The organism is Klebsiella sp. Shm-1 (genome assembly GCF_040804525.1).
GTDB classification, from domain to species: Bacteria; Pseudomonadota; Gammaproteobacteria; order Enterobacterales; family Enterobacteriaceae; genus Klebsiella; species Klebsiella pneumoniae.
The window spans coordinates 4,438,607-4,453,326 of the sequence record NZ_CP161823.1; the positions used below are offsets into that span (position 1 = coordinate 4,438,607).

Below are 14,720 nucleotides of genomic sequence, written 5' to 3' on the forward strand. Positions count from 1 at the left end.
TATCAACCGCTTTCGGGCATTACCGCCTGCCCTCGGGGTGATTTAGAGTATACTGCGATGACGTTAGTTTATTCTGAGTTGTTTTGATTATGCACCATGTTGTCTCAGCGACCACTAATCCCGCCAAAATTCAGGCAATTCTGCAGGCTTTTGACGAGATTTTCGGCGAAGGATCCTGCCACATTGAGTCCGTCGCCGTCGAGAGCGGCGTGCCGGAACAGCCCTTCGGCAGCGAGGAAACGCGCGCTGGCGCACGAAATCGCGTCGCCAATGCGCGCCTTGCCCAGCCAAATGCCGATTTCTGGGTAGCCATCGAAGCCGGTATCGACGATGACAGCACCTTTAGCTGGGTGGTCATCGAAAGCGCCAGCCAGCGCGGAGAAGCGCGCTCAGCGACGCTGCCGTTGCCTGACGTTATTCTTGAGCAGGTTCGCGCTGGCGAAGCCCTCGGCCCGGTCATGTCGCAGTATACCGGCATCGATCAGATCGGTCGTAAAGAGGGGGCGATTGGGGTTTTCACCGGCGGCAGATTAACCCGCAGCAGCGTTTACCACCAGGCGGTCGTGCTGGCGCTAAGCCCGTTCCATAACGCTATTTATCGCTAGCCAGCAACGTCTGCTCCAGCCACTGGCGCAGCTCTACCGGCGCCGATTTCAGGCTGTTCGACCCGCGGGTAATGGTCGCAATTCCGGCGCCGAGCTCATTTTTCAGCTCACGCTGGCTCATCTCGCCGCGCAGCAACTCTTCGATAATGCGCACCCGGGTACCCAGGGCTTCGCGCTCGTCGGGCGTCAGCATCAGCTGCAGCAACGGCAGATGCAGATCCTCAGCATAGGCCTGCTGAAGCAGGGCAACAAAGCGCAGCCACTCCTGATGACGTTGTTCGGCAACGGCCGCGGAATAGGGAGATTGTTGGGTCATATCGCGCCACCATATTGAGACGGGCAGCTTACGCTGCCCGTCGAATGTACTCTTCAACGAGTACAAAGCATAACATACTTCCCGGCGATCAGTAACGCTGGCGCCACTCCGCATCGCTGAGGATCTTATCCTGCTGCCCCATAAAGTAGCGGTAGTAGGCGTCATAGGAGAGGACATTCTTCACGTAACCGCGGGTTTCCGAAAACGGAATACTCTCGACAAACGCCACGGCGTCGATCCGTCCGGCGCTGTTCCCCTGCCAGCTGCGTACCCGGCCCGGCCCGGCGTTATAGGCCGCTGAGGCGTAGATACGGTTATTGCCGAACTGCTGATAAACGTACTGCAGATAGCTGGTGCCGATGTTGATGTTGGTTTCCGGATCCAACAGCTGCGACGGGCCGCTGTAGCCGGGAATGCTGAACATACTGACGGTATGCGTCGCGGTGCCCGGCATAATCTGCATCAGTCCGCTGGCGCCGACCGGCGAGCGCACTTTCGGGTTCCAGGCGCTCTCCTGACGGGCAATCGCCATCGCGTAGCTCTGCGGAATATCTTTGCCGCTAACATAGCGGGCAAACAGGTCGTTATAGGCCAGCGGGAAACGTTCTTCCAGCTGATCCCACAGCTTACCGGCGATCGTCGCCTGCACGCTCAGATCCCACCAGTGCTGATCGAAGGCATAGCGCGCCAGCTGCGCCTGCTGGGATTTGGTGCGACTAGTGACCAGGTTGGCCCATTCGGTGCGCGCGGTGTTATCCATATTCCAGTACATCAGCTCACGTACCCGCGCCATCTCCGGCCCGGAGGCCAGCGCCGGATCGATGGTGCCCGAGGCTTTATCGATGCGGAAGGTATACTCCTCGCCAAGACGCTGCGCGGCGACCATCGGGTAGAAGCCTCGCTGTTGCATCAACGAGCGAAGGATCGCCTGCGCCTCCTCATCCCTGCCGCGCTCCAGCAGCAGATCCGCCTGCCAGTAGCGCCATTCGTCTTTCTCTTTCGCCTCCATCGGCAGACGCGCCAGCCAGGTGTTGAGGCCATGGCGATCGCCCGTCCCCAACGCCATCCGTACCCGCCGCTCCACCAGCGGCGTGGACTGCGAACGCATGATTGCGTCATCGCGCCAGATGGCCTGCTCTTCGGTTACATCGCTACCCATCAGGCGCCAGGCGACAATATCGCGCAGTTCCTGGGTCTGATCCTCATTGAGCTGCTGAGCCTGTACCAGCGAAGGGATCATCAGGCGGGCATTTTCCACGTCCTGGCGGGCGACGCTGGCGAAGGCGACGGCGGCCATCTGACGGGTAAAGTCCGTCGCCCCGGTGGTGCGGGCGAAGGTGAGGACGCTGTTTGGATCGTTAGCCAGGGCGACCACGGCGCTGGCGATGCTCTGGTAGTTGGCGGGCATTTGCTGGGCCAGCGATTTCACCAGCCCGATATTGCCGGCCTTCATCGCCAGGCGGATCCGTTCGAGATAGGCCAGCGGATCCTGCTGACCGGAGTCGCGCCAGGCGCTGAACAGCGGTTCACAGGCGCCGGGCTGATTCTTGCCCGTCAGCCACAGCTCTTTCGCCCCGCTCCAGGCCTCCTGCGACTGCCCCACGCTCAGCTTGGCGTAGTAATAGTTGCACAGCGCCTCGGTGCTGGTCGGCTTATCCGGGCTAAACGCCAGCAAGCCGCGCCAGTCGCTGCGCCGGGCCAGTTCATTCACGAAGCGCGAACGTAATGAACGCGCAGGGGGCAGCGTCGGATTGGCGTCAATAAAGTTTTTCACCACCAGCGCCGGCTGGTTCATCAGATCGTCGGTGATCTGTCGGTACTGCAAATAGGGATACAGGGGATAGGTGCTTAACGTGGGCATCAGCTGGTCGACTACATCCATCTGCCGGTTATCCCACGCCTGCTTAATTTGTGCGTAGCGGCTGCGCTGTTCATCCAGTGAATCCGCATGCGCCAGCTGACTCAACGTCAACAAACCAACGCTGGCAGCCAAAAGATGCCACGCCATTTTTTTGGCTTTTTCCACAAGCTCTTCCTCTTTCCGGTGCATTTTCGCAGCATCGTGCCGCTTAAAAACCCCTGCCGGTTCGGCAGGCGGCTTTACTTATGCTAATCAGACAACGCTAAACGCGCCATGTCCTGGACATTTTTTTACGCTTCTGTGAATCCTGTCGCCTCGCTGGGATTAGCGCGCGAAAAAGGCTACACTTCGGCTTTGAACTATCTATCAAAATAGAAAGAGGCGAAGTCCAACGTGGCTCAATTCGTTTATACCATGCATCGTGTCGGCAAAGTGGTTCCGCCGAAACGTCATATTTTGAAAAATATCTCCCTCAGCTTTTTCCCTGGCGCGAAAATCGGTGTGCTCGGTCTGAACGGCGCCGGTAAATCTACCCTGCTGCGCATCATGGCCGGTATCGACACCGAGATCGAAGGTGAAGCGCGTCCGCAGCCCGGCATCAAAATCGGCTACCTGCCGCAGGAGCCGCAGCTCAACCCGGAGCACACCGTGCGCGAGTCCGTGGAAGAAGCGGTCGCCGAAGTGGTTAACGCGCTGAAGGGTCTGGACGAAGTCTATGCCAAATACGCCGAGCCGGATGCGGACTTCGATAAGCTTGCCGCACAGCAAGGCAAGTTCGAAGAGATTATCCAGGCGCACGACGGCCACAACCTGAACGTCCAGCTGGAGCGCGCGGCCGACGCCCTGCGCCTGCCGGACTGGGATGCGAAAATCGCTAATCTTTCCGGTGGTGAACGCCGCCGCGTCGCGCTGTGCCGTCTGCTGCTGGAAAAACCGGATATGCTGCTGCTCGACGAACCGACCAACCACCTCGACGCCGAGTCCGTCGCCTGGCTGGAACGCTTCCTGCACGACTTCGAAGGCACCGTGGTGGCGATTACCCACGACCGTTACTTCCTTGATAACGTCGCCGGCTGGATCCTCGAGCTTGACCGCGGCGAAGGTATTCCGTGGGAAGGCAACTACTCCTCCTGGCTGGAGCAGAAAGACCAGCGTCTGGCGCAGGAAGCTTCTCAGGAAGCCGCACGCCGCAAATCTATCGAGAAAGAACTCGAGTGGGTTCGCCAGGGCGCGAAAGGCCGTCAGTCTAAGGGCAAAGCCCGCCTGGCGCGCTTTGAAGAGCTTAACAACGTTGAATATCAGAAACGTAACGAGACTAACGAACTGTTCATTCCGCCAGGCCCGCGTCTGGGCGATAAAGTTCTGGAAGTCAGCCATCTGCGCAAATCCTACGGCGACCGCGTTCTGATTGACGATCTGAGCTTCTCGGTACCGAAAGGCGCTATCGTCGGCATCATCGGTCCGAACGGCGCGGGTAAATCCACCCTCTTCCGCATGATGTCCGGCCAGGAACAGCCTGATTCCGGCACCATCACCCTGGGTGAAACCGTTAAGCTGGCTTCCGTCGATCAGTTCCGCGACGCGATGGACAACAGTAAGACCGTGTGGGAAGAAGTGTCTGGCGGCCTGGATATCATGAAGATCGGCAACACCGAGATGCCGAGCCGCGCCTACGTGGGCCGCTTTAACTTCAAAGGCGTCGACCAGGGTAAACGCGTTGGCGAGCTGTCCGGCGGTGAACGTGGTCGTCTGCACCTGGCGAAACTGCTGCAGGTCGGCGGTAACGTCCTGCTGCTCGATGAACCAACCAACGACCTGGATATCGAAACCCTGCGCGCGCTGGAAAACGCCCTGCTGGAGTTCCCGGGCTGCGCGATGGTTATCTCGCACGACCGCTGGTTCCTTGACCGTATTGCCACCCACATTCTGGATTACCAGGATGAAGGTAAGGTTGAGTTCTTCGAAGGTAACTTTACCGAGTACGAAGAGTACAAGAAACGCACTCTCGGCGCCGACGCGCTGGAGCCGAAGCGAATCAAGTACAAACGTATCGCGAAATAAAACGCAAAAAGGCAACGCAAGTTGCCTTTTTTAATGTTTGCTCCCTCTCCCATTGGGAGAGGGTTGGGGTGAGGGCAACTGCCCGCAGAGCCCCTACCCCTGCTCGCCCATCAGCTGTTTCACCAGCTCGACGCAGCGCAGGAACCGGGCATCGTAGTCCGACTCCTTCACATGAACGAATTCGATCTCGTTCTCTTTCAGCAGCGATACCAGCAACGACTGAAACTCTTTACGATCCACCGAGCTCCCAAGACTGCGCAGTCCATCGGCCACCCACGGGGTATTGTTCTCCAGCAGGATCACCAGGTCGAAGCGGTATTCATCAATCAGCGCCTGCACAAACGGGTGCTCACGTCCCTCGTACTTCAGACAGAAGGCCTGAGTGCTGACGAAGTCGGTATCGATGAACGCCACCTTGTTGGCATATTTCACCGCAAAATCAATATACTGCGCATGCCCAAGGGCAATTTTATCGTAATCCGAATACTGGAGCGCCATCTCATCGCCGCCGAGATGCGAAAAAACATAATCCCGGCCATATTCCCAGGCGCTGGTGGTATTGAAGATATTGGCGAGTTTATTGACCAGCGTCGATTTACCGCTCGACTCGCCGCCGAGGATCGCCACCGTCCGCACAAAGAACGGTTTCACTTCCGTCGGAATATATTCCCAGTAGCGGAACGGGTTCTCGCGGATCTGCCCGCCGCTAATATTCATAAAGGTCCGCTTAGGATCGATAAGCACCGTCTCGATCCCCAGATGCTCAAGGTACTGCGGCGCATCGGCCTCTTCCGAGGTATAGATCCGGTTCGGCTCGATCCCTTTTTCGCTCATAAAAGCGCGGATCCCATGGCTCCACACGTCCCAGCCGTGCGGATAGGGCTCCATCCCCTCTTCATTGAAGGCGTGGATGCGAATATTCTTCTGATATTTAAAGGTTTGCAGCAGCCAGCGCAGGCGGTCAGGCACCGTCGGCTGTTGCGACATGGCGCTCTCTTCAAACAGCTCGCGGTCGCGGGTGTCGTCATAGCCCATAATGATATGCAGCTCATCGACCTGGCTACAGGCGCGCTGTATCAGGTAGATATGCCCGGTATGCAGTGGGTAAAACTTACCAAACACCACGCCGACGCTTTTCTGTCGGCGGGGAAACTCCAGCCCGAGGAAACGATGCAGCGCTTCAAGCTTCTGCGCGCTCGGGCTTTTGATTTTGGCATTCAGCAGTTGGCTAAGATACCCCTTGGTCATTCCGCTGGCTTCCGCCACCTGCTGCAGGGTACAGCCTTTCTGCTTAATGGCGCTTTTTAAATAGTCAAATGACGACATCGCTAATCTCCTTTTAACTTATTATAAGTCGTCAAAAACGCTTAGCGCGTCTGAAAGCTTTTTCACGCCAAAGATTTGCATGCCTTCCGGCACTTTTTTCGGCACATTGGCCGCCGGGACGATGGCGCGGCGGAAGCCGTGCTTGGCTGCTTCGGAGATACGCTCCTGACCGCTCGGTACCGGGCGAATTTCCCCGGCCAGCCCCACTTCGCCAAAGACCACCAGATCCTGCGGCAGAGGACGGTCGCGCAGGCTGGAGACCATCGCCAGCAGCAGCGCCAGGTCGGCGCTGGTTTCCGTGACCTTCACCCCGCCGACCACATTGACGAAGACGTCCTGATCGGCCATCTGTAGGCCGCCGTGACGGTGCAGCACCGCTAGCAGGATCGCCAGACGGTTCTGTTCCAGCCCCACCGCCACGCGGCGCGGGTTGGACATCATTGAGTGATCGACCAGCGCCTGGATCTCCACCAGCAGCGGGCGGGTCCCTTCCCAGACCACCATCACCGAGCTACCGGAGGTGATTTCATCTCCCCGGCTGAGGAAGATAGCGGACGGGTTGCTCACTTCGCGCAGGCCCTGCTCGGTCATGGCGAAGACGCCCAGCTCGTTCACCGCGCCAAAGCGGTTTTTATGGCTGCGCAACGTGCGGAAGCGGGAGTCGGCATCCCCGTCCAGCAGCACCGAGCAGTCGATACAGTGCTCCAGCACCTTCGGACCGGCCAGCGAGCCGTCTTTGGTGACGTGGCCGACCATCACAATCGCCACGCCGCGAGTTTTAGCAAAGCGCGTCAAATAGGCCGCGGTTTCCCGTACCTGGGCGACGCTGCCCGGCGACGACTGCACGTCGGCCATATGCATCACCTGGATGGAGTCGATCACCATCAGCTGCGGCTTTTCTTCATCGGCGATCTGACAGATCTGCTCAATGCTGGTTTCCGAGAGCATGTTCAGGTTGGCCGTTGGCAACCCGAGACGATGGGCGCGCATCGCCACCTGCTGCAGGGACTCCTCCCCGGTGACGTACAGGGTTTTCATCCCTTCCGCCAGTTTGCAGAGGGTTTGCAGCAGCAGCGTCGATTTGCCCGCGCCGGGGTTGCCGCCAATCAGGATCGCGCTGCCCGGTACCACGCCGCCGCCCAGCACGCGGTCAAATTCTTTAAAGCCGGTGGAGAAACGCGGCAGCGCCTCCAGGCTGATATCTGACAGCTTCTGCACCTTCGACACGCCGGCGTTACCGGCATAGCCTGAAAGACGCTCGTTTCTCGCCACCTGCGGCGACGCGGCGATGCGCATCTCGGTGATGGTGTTCCAGGCATGGCAGGCGCTGCACTGCCCCTGCCAGCGCGGATAATCCGCACCACATTCATTACAGACAAATGCGCGTTTTGGAGCTTTCGCCACGTTTACCTCTTACTTTTGGTTCATGCTGCCCGAGAGAATACAGAATACCCCCATCAGGTCAGCGTGGCGGATAGTCACTTCCGCCTGTTCATTCACTTTGGGCTTCGCGTGATAGGCGATGCCAAGCCCTGCTGCCTTAATCATCGGCAGGTCGTTGGCGCCATCGCCGATAGCCACGGTTTGCGCCGTTGGGATCTCATACTTTTCCGCCAGCTTGCGCAACGTATTGGCTTTATATTTCGCATCGACGATATCGCCGAGCACGTTGCCGGTGAGCTTGCCGTCGCGGATCTCCAGCTCATTGGCGAATACCGCGTCGAGATGCAGTTTGTCGCGCAGATACTCGGCAAAGAAGGTGAAACCGCCGGAGGCGATCGCCACTTTCCAGCCCAGCGTTTCCAGCTTGAGCACCAGCTGCGCTAGGCCCGGCATCAGCGGCAGCGCGTCGCGAACCTGCAGCAAAATACTGGCATCGGCGTCTTTCAACGTCGCCACGCGCTGGCGCAGGCTGGCGGTGAAGTCCAGCTCGCCACGCATCGCCCGCTCGGTCACTTCCGAGACCAGCTCGCCGGTGCCGGCCAGTTTCGCGATCTCATCGATGCATTCGATCTGAATCGCCGTGGAGTCCATGTCCATCACCAGCAGGCCCGGGGTGCGCAAATGGGGAATTTTACCCAATGGCGCGACGTCCAGCCCCGCCTCATGCGCCAGTCGCGTCGCACGGGGAGTCAGCGAACCGGCCAAACGGATCACCTGGTAATCCTCGACCACCCAGGAGGCAACGATCACTAACGCGGCGCCCAGCTCACGCTGCCACGCCGTCAGCCGACGTTTATCCAGACCGCGACCATACAGCAGCCAGCCGCTGCGCCCGGCGTGATAATCCAGCGGCATGACCTCGTCGCCGCTCAGGGAAAGCGGCAACCCAGGCCACAGGGAAACGTCTTCAGGCAGGTCGCACCAGGTCAAACTGTTAGGCATTACGGCTCCACATCTCTTCATTCAGGCGAGGAAAATAACGCATGAGGCTACCTTGTAACCAGCGCTTCTGGCAACATTAAGCTGCAAATTTTCAAAGGTGGAATATGGTTCGCGCAAAACTGAAATTCCGGCTGCATCGTGCGGTCATTGTTCTTATCTGTCTCGCCCTGCTCGTCGCGCTGATGCAGGGCGCTTCGTGGTTCAGTCAGAACAGTCAGAAACAACGCAATCCGCAGCTGGAAGAGCTGGCCCGCACGCTGGCGCAGCAGGTGGTGCTGAATCTCGCGCCGCTGATGCGCAGCGAGACGCCTGACGAGAAGCGCATCAATCAGCTGTTGACCCAGCTAACCCATAACAGCCGCGTCCTGGACGCCGGCGTATATGACGAACAGGGCGACCTGGTGGCGCGCTCTGGCGAAAGCGTCGAGGTTCGCGACCGGCTGGCGCTGGATGGTAAAAAAGCCGGCGGCTACTTCAACCAGCAGATTGTCGAACCGGTGCCAGGAAAAAACGGCCCGCTGGGCTACCTGCGTCTGACCCTCGATACTCATACCCTGGCGACCGAGGCGAAGCAGGTGGATAATACCACCAATATCTTACGCCTGATGCTGTTACTGTCCCTGGCTATCGGCGTGGTGCTGACCCGCACGCTGCTGCAGGGCAAACGCACCCGCTGGCAGCAATCGCCCTTCCTGCTCACCGCCAACAAGCCGGTTGAGGATGAAGACGATGAAAAGAAAGGAAATCTATAATGTCCACATTGCGCCTCCTGCTCTCTGACTCTTACGACCCGTGGTTCAACCTGGCGGTCGAGGAGTGCATTTTCCGCCAGATGCCCGCCACCCAGCGGGTGCTGTTCCTGTGGCGCAATGCCGATACCGTGGTCATCGGCCGCGCGCAGAACCCGTGGAAGGAGTGTAATACCCGCCGCATGGAAGAAGACCATGTGCGGCTGGCCCGTCGCAGCAGCGGCGGCGGCGCGGTGTTCCACGACCTCGGCAATACCTGCTTTACCTTTATGGCAGGCAAACCGGAGTACGACAAAACCGTCTCCACCGCTATTGTGCTGACGGCGCTTAATTCACTCGGCGTAACCGCCGAAGCCTCCGGGCGCAACGATCTGGTGGTCAAAACCGACAGCGGCGACCGCAAAGTCTCCGGCTCCGCCTATCGTGAAACCATGGACCGCGGTTTTCATCACGGCACCCTGCTGCTCAACGCCGATTTAAGCCGTCTCGCCAACTACCTCAACCCGGACCAGAAAAAGCTGCAGGCTAAAGGCATTACCTCGGTGCGCGGACGGGTGGCGAACCTGGTTGAGCTGCTGCCGGGCATTACCAATCAGCAAGTTTGCGAGGCGATCCAGGAAGCATTCTTCAGCCATTACGGCGAACGGGTGGACGCCGAGGTGATCTCCCCCGACAACACGCCGGATCTACCAAATTTTGCTGAGACATTCGCCCGTCAGAGCAGCTGGGAGTGGAACTTCGGCCAGGCACCGGCCTTCTCTCATCTTCTGGACGAGCGCTTTCGCTGGGGCGGCGTTGAGCTGCATTTTGACGTCGAAAAAGGGCATATCACCCGCGCGCAGGCCTTTACCGATAGCCTGAACCCGGCGCCGCTGGAGGCCCTGGCGGCACGCTTAGTCGGCTGTCAGTATCGGGCGGAAGTATTACAGCAGCAGTGCGAGGCGCTGGTCGGCGATTTCCCGGAGCAGGAAGCGGAACTGAAAGAACTGTCGGCGTGGATTGCCGGCGCAGTGCGCTGATAAAAAAAGCCCGCTGCGCTTAGCGGGCCGGGAAAACCGTAGGCCGGGTCAGACGAAGCCGCCACCCGGCACAACAGCTCTTACTCTTTATCGCCCAGCAGCACGGATTCCAGCGCGATTTTGATCATGTCGTTGAAGGTCGTCTGACGTTCAGCGGCAGTGGTCTGCTCGTGGGTACGGATGTGGTCGGAGACGGTGCAGATGGTCAGCGCTTTCGCGCCGAACTCCGCCGCCACGCCGTAGATACCCGCCGCTTCCATTTCCACGCCCAGAATGCCGTATTTTTCCATCACGTCGAACATGGACGGGTCCGGCGTATAGAACAGGTCTGCGGAGAAGATGTTGCCGACGCGCGCGTCAACGCCCAGCGCTTTCGCCGCGTCTACCGCATTACGCACCATGCCGAAATCGGCAATCGCCGCAAAATCATGGTCTTTGAAACGCAGACGGTTCACTTTAGAGTCGGTGCACGCGCCCATGCCGATCACCACGTCACGCAGTTTGACATCTTCACGCACCGCGCCGCAGGAGCCCACGCGGATGATTTTCTTCACGCCGAAATCGGTGATCAGCTCTTTGGTGTAGATAGAGCAGGACGGGATACCCATCCCGTGGCCCATCACGGAGATTTTGCGGCCTTTATAGGTACCGGTGAAGCCCAGCATGCCGCGCACGTTGTTCACTTCACGCACGTCTTCGAGGAAGGTTTCTGCAATGTGCTTCGCGCGCAGCGGGTCGCCCGGCATCAAAACGACGTCAGCGAAATCGCCCATTTCTGCGTTAATGTGAGGAGTTGCCATCTTCAGTTCCTTTTACATTGTTGTTTTTGCCGGGTGGCGGCTACGCCTTACCCGGCCTACAAATCGTAGGCCCGGATCGCTGTGCGCCACCGGGCAATGACCTCAGAACATGGCTTTGCCATATTCCATGTCAGACGTACCAAAGTATTTCGCAATAGTCTGGCCGATGTCCGCGAAGGTTTCACGGTGACCGAGCGAACCTGGTTTCACTTTCGGGCCGTACACCAGCACCGGGATATGCTCGCGGGTGTGGTCAGTACCGGTCCAGGTCGGGTCGCAGCCGTGGTCGGCGGTGAGGATCAGGATGTCGTCCTCACCAACCAGCTCCATCAGCTCCGGCAGACGGCGGTCGAAGAGCTCCAGACCCGCCGCGTAGCCAGCGACGTCACGACGGTGGCCCCAGGAGGAGTCAAAATCGACGAAGTTAGTGAAGACGATAGTCTCGTCGCCCGCTTCCTTCATCTCTTTGATGGTCGCGTCGAACAGCGCGTCCAGCCCAGTGGCTTTCACTTTCTTAGTGATACCGCAGTTGGCGTAGATATCGGCGATTTTACCCACGGACACCACGTGGCCGTTTTTCTCATCGACCAGCTTCTGCAGCACGGTCGGCGCCGGCGGCTCTACCGCCAGGTCGTGACGGTTACCGGTACGCTGGAAGTTACCGGCTTTGTCGCCCACGAAAGGACGAGCAATCACGCGACCAATGTTATAGCCGCCTTCGGTCAGCTCTTCACGCGCGATTTCGCACAGCTCATACAGCTTGTCGAGGCCAAAGGTCTCTTCGTGGCAGGCGATCTGGAACACCGAGTCAGCGGAGGTATAGAAGATCGGTTTCCCGGTTTTCATATGCTCTTCGCCGAGCTGATCGAGGATCACCGTCCCGGAGGAGTGGCAGTTGCCGAGATAGCCCGGCAGGTTGGCGCGTTTCACCAGCTTATCCAGCAGCTCCTGCGGGAAGCTGTTTTCCTGGTCGCTGAAGTAGCCCCAGTCAAACAGCACCGGCACGCCGGCGATTTCCCAGTGACCGGACGGGGTATCTTTACCGGAAGAAAGTTCATGCGCCCAGGCATAGGCGCCAATCACTTCGGCATTGCCATCCATACCCGCGGCAATTTTACCGGTGGAGCCTTCATGCGCTTTCACCAGACCCAGACGGGTCAGGTTCGGTAAATTCAGCGGGCCTTTGCGGCCGTGGTCAGCCTCGCCTTTGGCGCAGGCTTCTGCAATGTGGCCCAGCGTATCGGCGCCGACGTCGCCAAAGCGGTCTGCGTCTTCCGTTGCGCCAATCCCAAAGGAGTCCAGCACCATGATAAATGCACGTTTCATCTTGTTCTCCATACATCTTGCGCTGCAAAAAAGCGATCAGATCAGTATATCGCTATTCAGTGATACGGCGATAGACTGTCGGTGTAATTTCCGGGGCTTTATCGTCCAGTTTAATGGCCGCTTTGACCGCTTTCGCGGCCTCCTGCCAGCTGTTCTCGTCTTTGGCATGGATCACCGCCAGCGGACGCTGTCCGTCGACGCGGTCACCCAGACGCGCCATCTCGGTAAAGCCAACGCTATAGTCAATGGTGTCCGATGCCTGACGGCGGCCGCCGCCCATAGAAACCACTGCCATGCCCAGCGCGCGAGTATCCATCGCGCTGATAAAACCTTCGGTATCAGCATAGACTGCTTTGCTCAGCATCGCCGTCGGCAGATAATTAGCATAATTCTCGACAAAGTCGCTCGGCCCTTTCTGCGCCGCGACCATGCGGCCAAACACTTCCGCCGCTTTACCGTTATCCAGCACCGCCTGCAGCTTCGCGCGCGCCTCGGCATCGTCCGCCGCCAGCTTGCCGGAGATCAGCATTTCCACACACAGCGCCATTGTCACGTCGAACAGGCGCGGGTTGCGATATTCGCCGGTCAGGAACTGCACCGCTTCGCGAACTTCAACGGCGTTGCCGGCGCTGGAGGCCAGTACCTGATTCATATCGGTCAGCAGCGCGGTGGTGCGCACGCCGGCGCCGTTGGCGACACCCACGATCGCTTCGGCCAGCGCGGCAGAGAGTTCATAAGTCGGCATAAAGGCGCCGCTGCCGACTTTGACGTCCATCACCAGCGCATCCAGCCCTTCCGCCAGCTTCTTCGCCAGAATCGAGGCGGTAATCAGCGGGATGGAGTCCACCGTCGCGGTAATATCGCGGGTGGCATAGAAACGTTTGTCGGCCGGGGCAAGGGAGCTGGTCTGCCCGATAATTGCCACGCCAACATCTTTTATAATCTCGCGGAAGCGGTTGTCGTCCGGGAAGATATCGAAGCCCGGGATCGCTTCCAGTTTGTCCAGCGTACCGCCGGTATGGCCGAGGCCGCGGCCGGAGATCATCGGTACGTAACCACCGCAGGCGGCCACCATCGGCCCCAGCATCAGCGAAGTGACATCCCCGACGCCGCCGGTAGAGTGTTTATCGACGATCGGACCGTTAAGGTTGAGGCTTTTCCAGTCCAGAACGGTACCGGAATCCCGCATCGCCATGGTCAGCGAAACGCGCTCCGGCATAGACATATCGTGGAAGAAGATGGTCATCGCCAGCGCGGCGATCTGCCCTTCAGAGATAGTATTGTCGCGGATGCCGTTGATGAAAAAGCGGATCTCTTCATCGCTTAATGCCTGACCATCACGTTTTTTACGAATAATTTCTTGTGCGAGAAACACGGTAACCTCCCAAAGAGAATAAATTGCCGGATGACGGCGCGAGCGCCTTATCCGGCCTACAGGCATCAATTCGTAGGCCGGATAAGCGCAGCGCCATCCGGCAAATCAAGGGATTAGTAGCTGCTGGCGCTCTTGCCGTCGCCGTGACCCAGGGCTTTCAACAGGCTAGCCAGCAGGCTGGATGCGCCAAAACGATAGTGACGAGAATCGGCCCAGTCGGCGCCGAACAGTTCATCAGCGATCGCCAGGAACTGCTGCGCGTCTTCCGCGCTGCGCACGCCGCCCGCCGGTTTGAAGCCAACGGTTTTCTCAACGCCCATATCGCGGATCACTTCCATCATGATGCGCGCGCTTTCCGGCGTGGCATTTACCGGCACTTTACCGGTCGAGGTTTTGATGAAATCGGCCCCGGCTTTGATAGAGATTTCAGACGCTTTACGGATCAGCGCTTCTTCTTTCAGCTCACCGGTTTCGATGATCACTTTCAGCAGCACGTTAGCCGCCGCACAGGCTTCCTTACAGGCTTTCACCAGCTCGAAACCGACCTGCTCGTTGCCGGCGATCAGCGCGCGGTACGGGAAGACCACGTCCACTTCGTCAGCGCCGTAAGCGATCGCCGCGCGGGTTTCCGCCAGCGCAATGTCGATATCGTCATTCCCGTGCGGGAAGTTGGTGACCGTGGCGATGCGAATATCCGGCGTCCCCTGCTCATTCAGCGTTTTACGGGCGATCGGGATGAAGCGCGGGTAGATGCAGACCGCCGCGGTGTTACCCACCGGCGTTTTCGCCTGATGACACAGGGCAATGACTTTCTCATTGGTGTCGTCGTCATTCAGAGTGGTCAGGTCCATCAGTTTTAACGCGCGCAGGCTGCTTGCTTTTAAATCAGTCATTTCA

Annotated in this window: 13 protein-coding genes; 4 read left to right on the forward strand and 9 right to left on the reverse strand. The window is 58.8% G+C overall.

The features are described from left to right. Positions 1 to 89: 89 nt before the first annotated feature. Entirely contained in the window at positions 90 to 605 is a 516-nt protein-coding gene (yjjX, locus tag AB1E37_RS21710; protein WP_002887810.1) for an inosine/xanthosine triphosphatase, read from the forward strand. On the opposite strand, the gene trpR is transcribed toward yjjX, so the two are convergent. Then, positions 592 to 921 carry a trp operon repressor gene (gene trpR, locus AB1E37_RS21715; protein ID WP_002887809.1) on the reverse strand — a complete coding sequence of 110 codons (330 nt, stop codon included), beginning with the start codon at positions 919 to 921 and terminating at the stop codon, positions 592 to 594. The two genes, yjjX and trpR, sit on opposite strands and share 14 nt — an antisense overlap. 88 nt (positions 922 to 1,009) lie before the next feature. Then, positions 1,010 to 2,947: a murein transglycosylase gene (gene sltY / locus AB1E37_RS21720; RefSeq protein ID WP_032448250.1), complete on the reverse strand. Its 1,938-nt coding sequence runs from the start codon at positions 2,945 to 2,947 to the stop codon at positions 1,010 to 1,012. A 228-nt stretch (positions 2,948 to 3,175) separates the two neighbouring features. On the opposite strand from sltY, the gene ettA reads away from it, so the two are divergent. Continuing rightward, positions 3,176 to 4,843, forward strand: coding sequence for an energy-dependent translational throttle protein EttA (gene ettA / locus AB1E37_RS21725; RefSeq protein WP_002887805.1), 1,668 nt, complete (start codon positions 3,176 to 3,178; stop codon positions 4,841 to 4,843). Positions 4,844 to 4,936: 93 nt separating this feature from the next. On the opposite strand, the gene nadR is transcribed toward ettA, so the two are convergent. The 3 genes from nadR to serB are packed head-to-tail and all read right to left on the reverse strand — an operon-like array spanning position 4,937 to position 8,554. After that, positions 4,937 to 6,169, reverse strand: coding sequence for a multifunctional transcriptional regulator/nicotinamide-nucleotide adenylyltransferase/ribosylnicotinamide kinase NadR (nadR, locus tag AB1E37_RS21730; protein WP_002887802.1), 1,233 nt, complete (start codon positions 6,167 to 6,169; stop codon positions 4,937 to 4,939). Between the two features lie 21 nt (positions 6,170 to 6,190). Next, complete coding sequence (radA, locus tag AB1E37_RS21735; RefSeq protein ID WP_002887800.1) at positions 6,191 to 7,573, reverse strand: DNA repair protein RadA; 1,383 nt, start codon at positions 7,571 to 7,573, stop codon at positions 6,191 to 6,193. A 9-nt stretch (positions 7,574 to 7,582) separates the two neighbouring features. Continuing rightward, a complete protein-coding gene (serB, locus tag AB1E37_RS21740; protein ID WP_004177487.1) occupies positions 7,583 to 8,554 on the reverse strand; it encodes a phosphoserine phosphatase in 972 nt (323 codons plus the stop codon). Between the two features lie 104 nt (positions 8,555 to 8,658). Between serB and AB1E37_RS21745 the strand changes: the two genes are divergently transcribed. Next, positions 8,659 to 9,306: a YtjB family periplasmic protein gene (locus AB1E37_RS21745; protein WP_002887794.1), complete on the forward strand. Its 648-nt coding sequence runs from the start codon at positions 8,659 to 8,661 to the stop codon at positions 9,304 to 9,306. Then, complete coding sequence (gene lplA, locus AB1E37_RS21750; protein ID WP_032448246.1) at positions 9,306 to 10,322, forward strand: lipoate--protein ligase LplA; 1,017 nt, start codon at positions 9,306 to 9,308, stop codon at positions 10,320 to 10,322. The genes AB1E37_RS21745 and lplA overlap by 1 nt, the downstream gene beginning before the upstream one ends. Positions 10,323 to 10,402: 80 nt before the next feature. Here the strand turns inward: lplA and deoD are convergent, their stop codons facing one another. From deoD to deoC, 4 genes are all read right to left on the reverse strand, one after another. Continuing rightward, entirely contained in the window at positions 10,403 to 11,122 is a 720-nt protein-coding gene (deoD, locus tag AB1E37_RS21755; protein WP_002887789.1) for a purine-nucleoside phosphorylase, read from the reverse strand. A 102-nt stretch (positions 11,123 to 11,224) separates the two neighbouring features. Then, the gene (gene deoB, locus AB1E37_RS21760; RefSeq protein ID WP_004151380.1) at positions 11,225 to 12,448 is read right to left on the reverse strand and encodes a phosphopentomutase; all 1,224 of its coding nucleotides are present in this window, start codon (positions 12,446 to 12,448) and stop codon (positions 11,225 to 11,227) included. A 52-nt stretch (positions 12,449 to 12,500) separates the two neighbouring features. Next, the gene (deoA, locus tag AB1E37_RS21765) at positions 12,501 to 13,823 is read right to left on the reverse strand and encodes a thymidine phosphorylase (protein WP_002887787.1); all 1,323 of its coding nucleotides are present in this window, start codon (positions 13,821 to 13,823) and stop codon (positions 12,501 to 12,503) included. 113 nt (positions 13,824 to 13,936) lie between these two features. Then, complete coding sequence (deoC, locus tag AB1E37_RS21770; RefSeq protein ID WP_002887784.1) at positions 13,937 to 14,716, reverse strand: deoxyribose-phosphate aldolase; 780 nt, start codon at positions 14,714 to 14,716, stop codon at positions 13,937 to 13,939. Positions 14,717 to 14,720 lie beyond the last annotated feature (4 nt).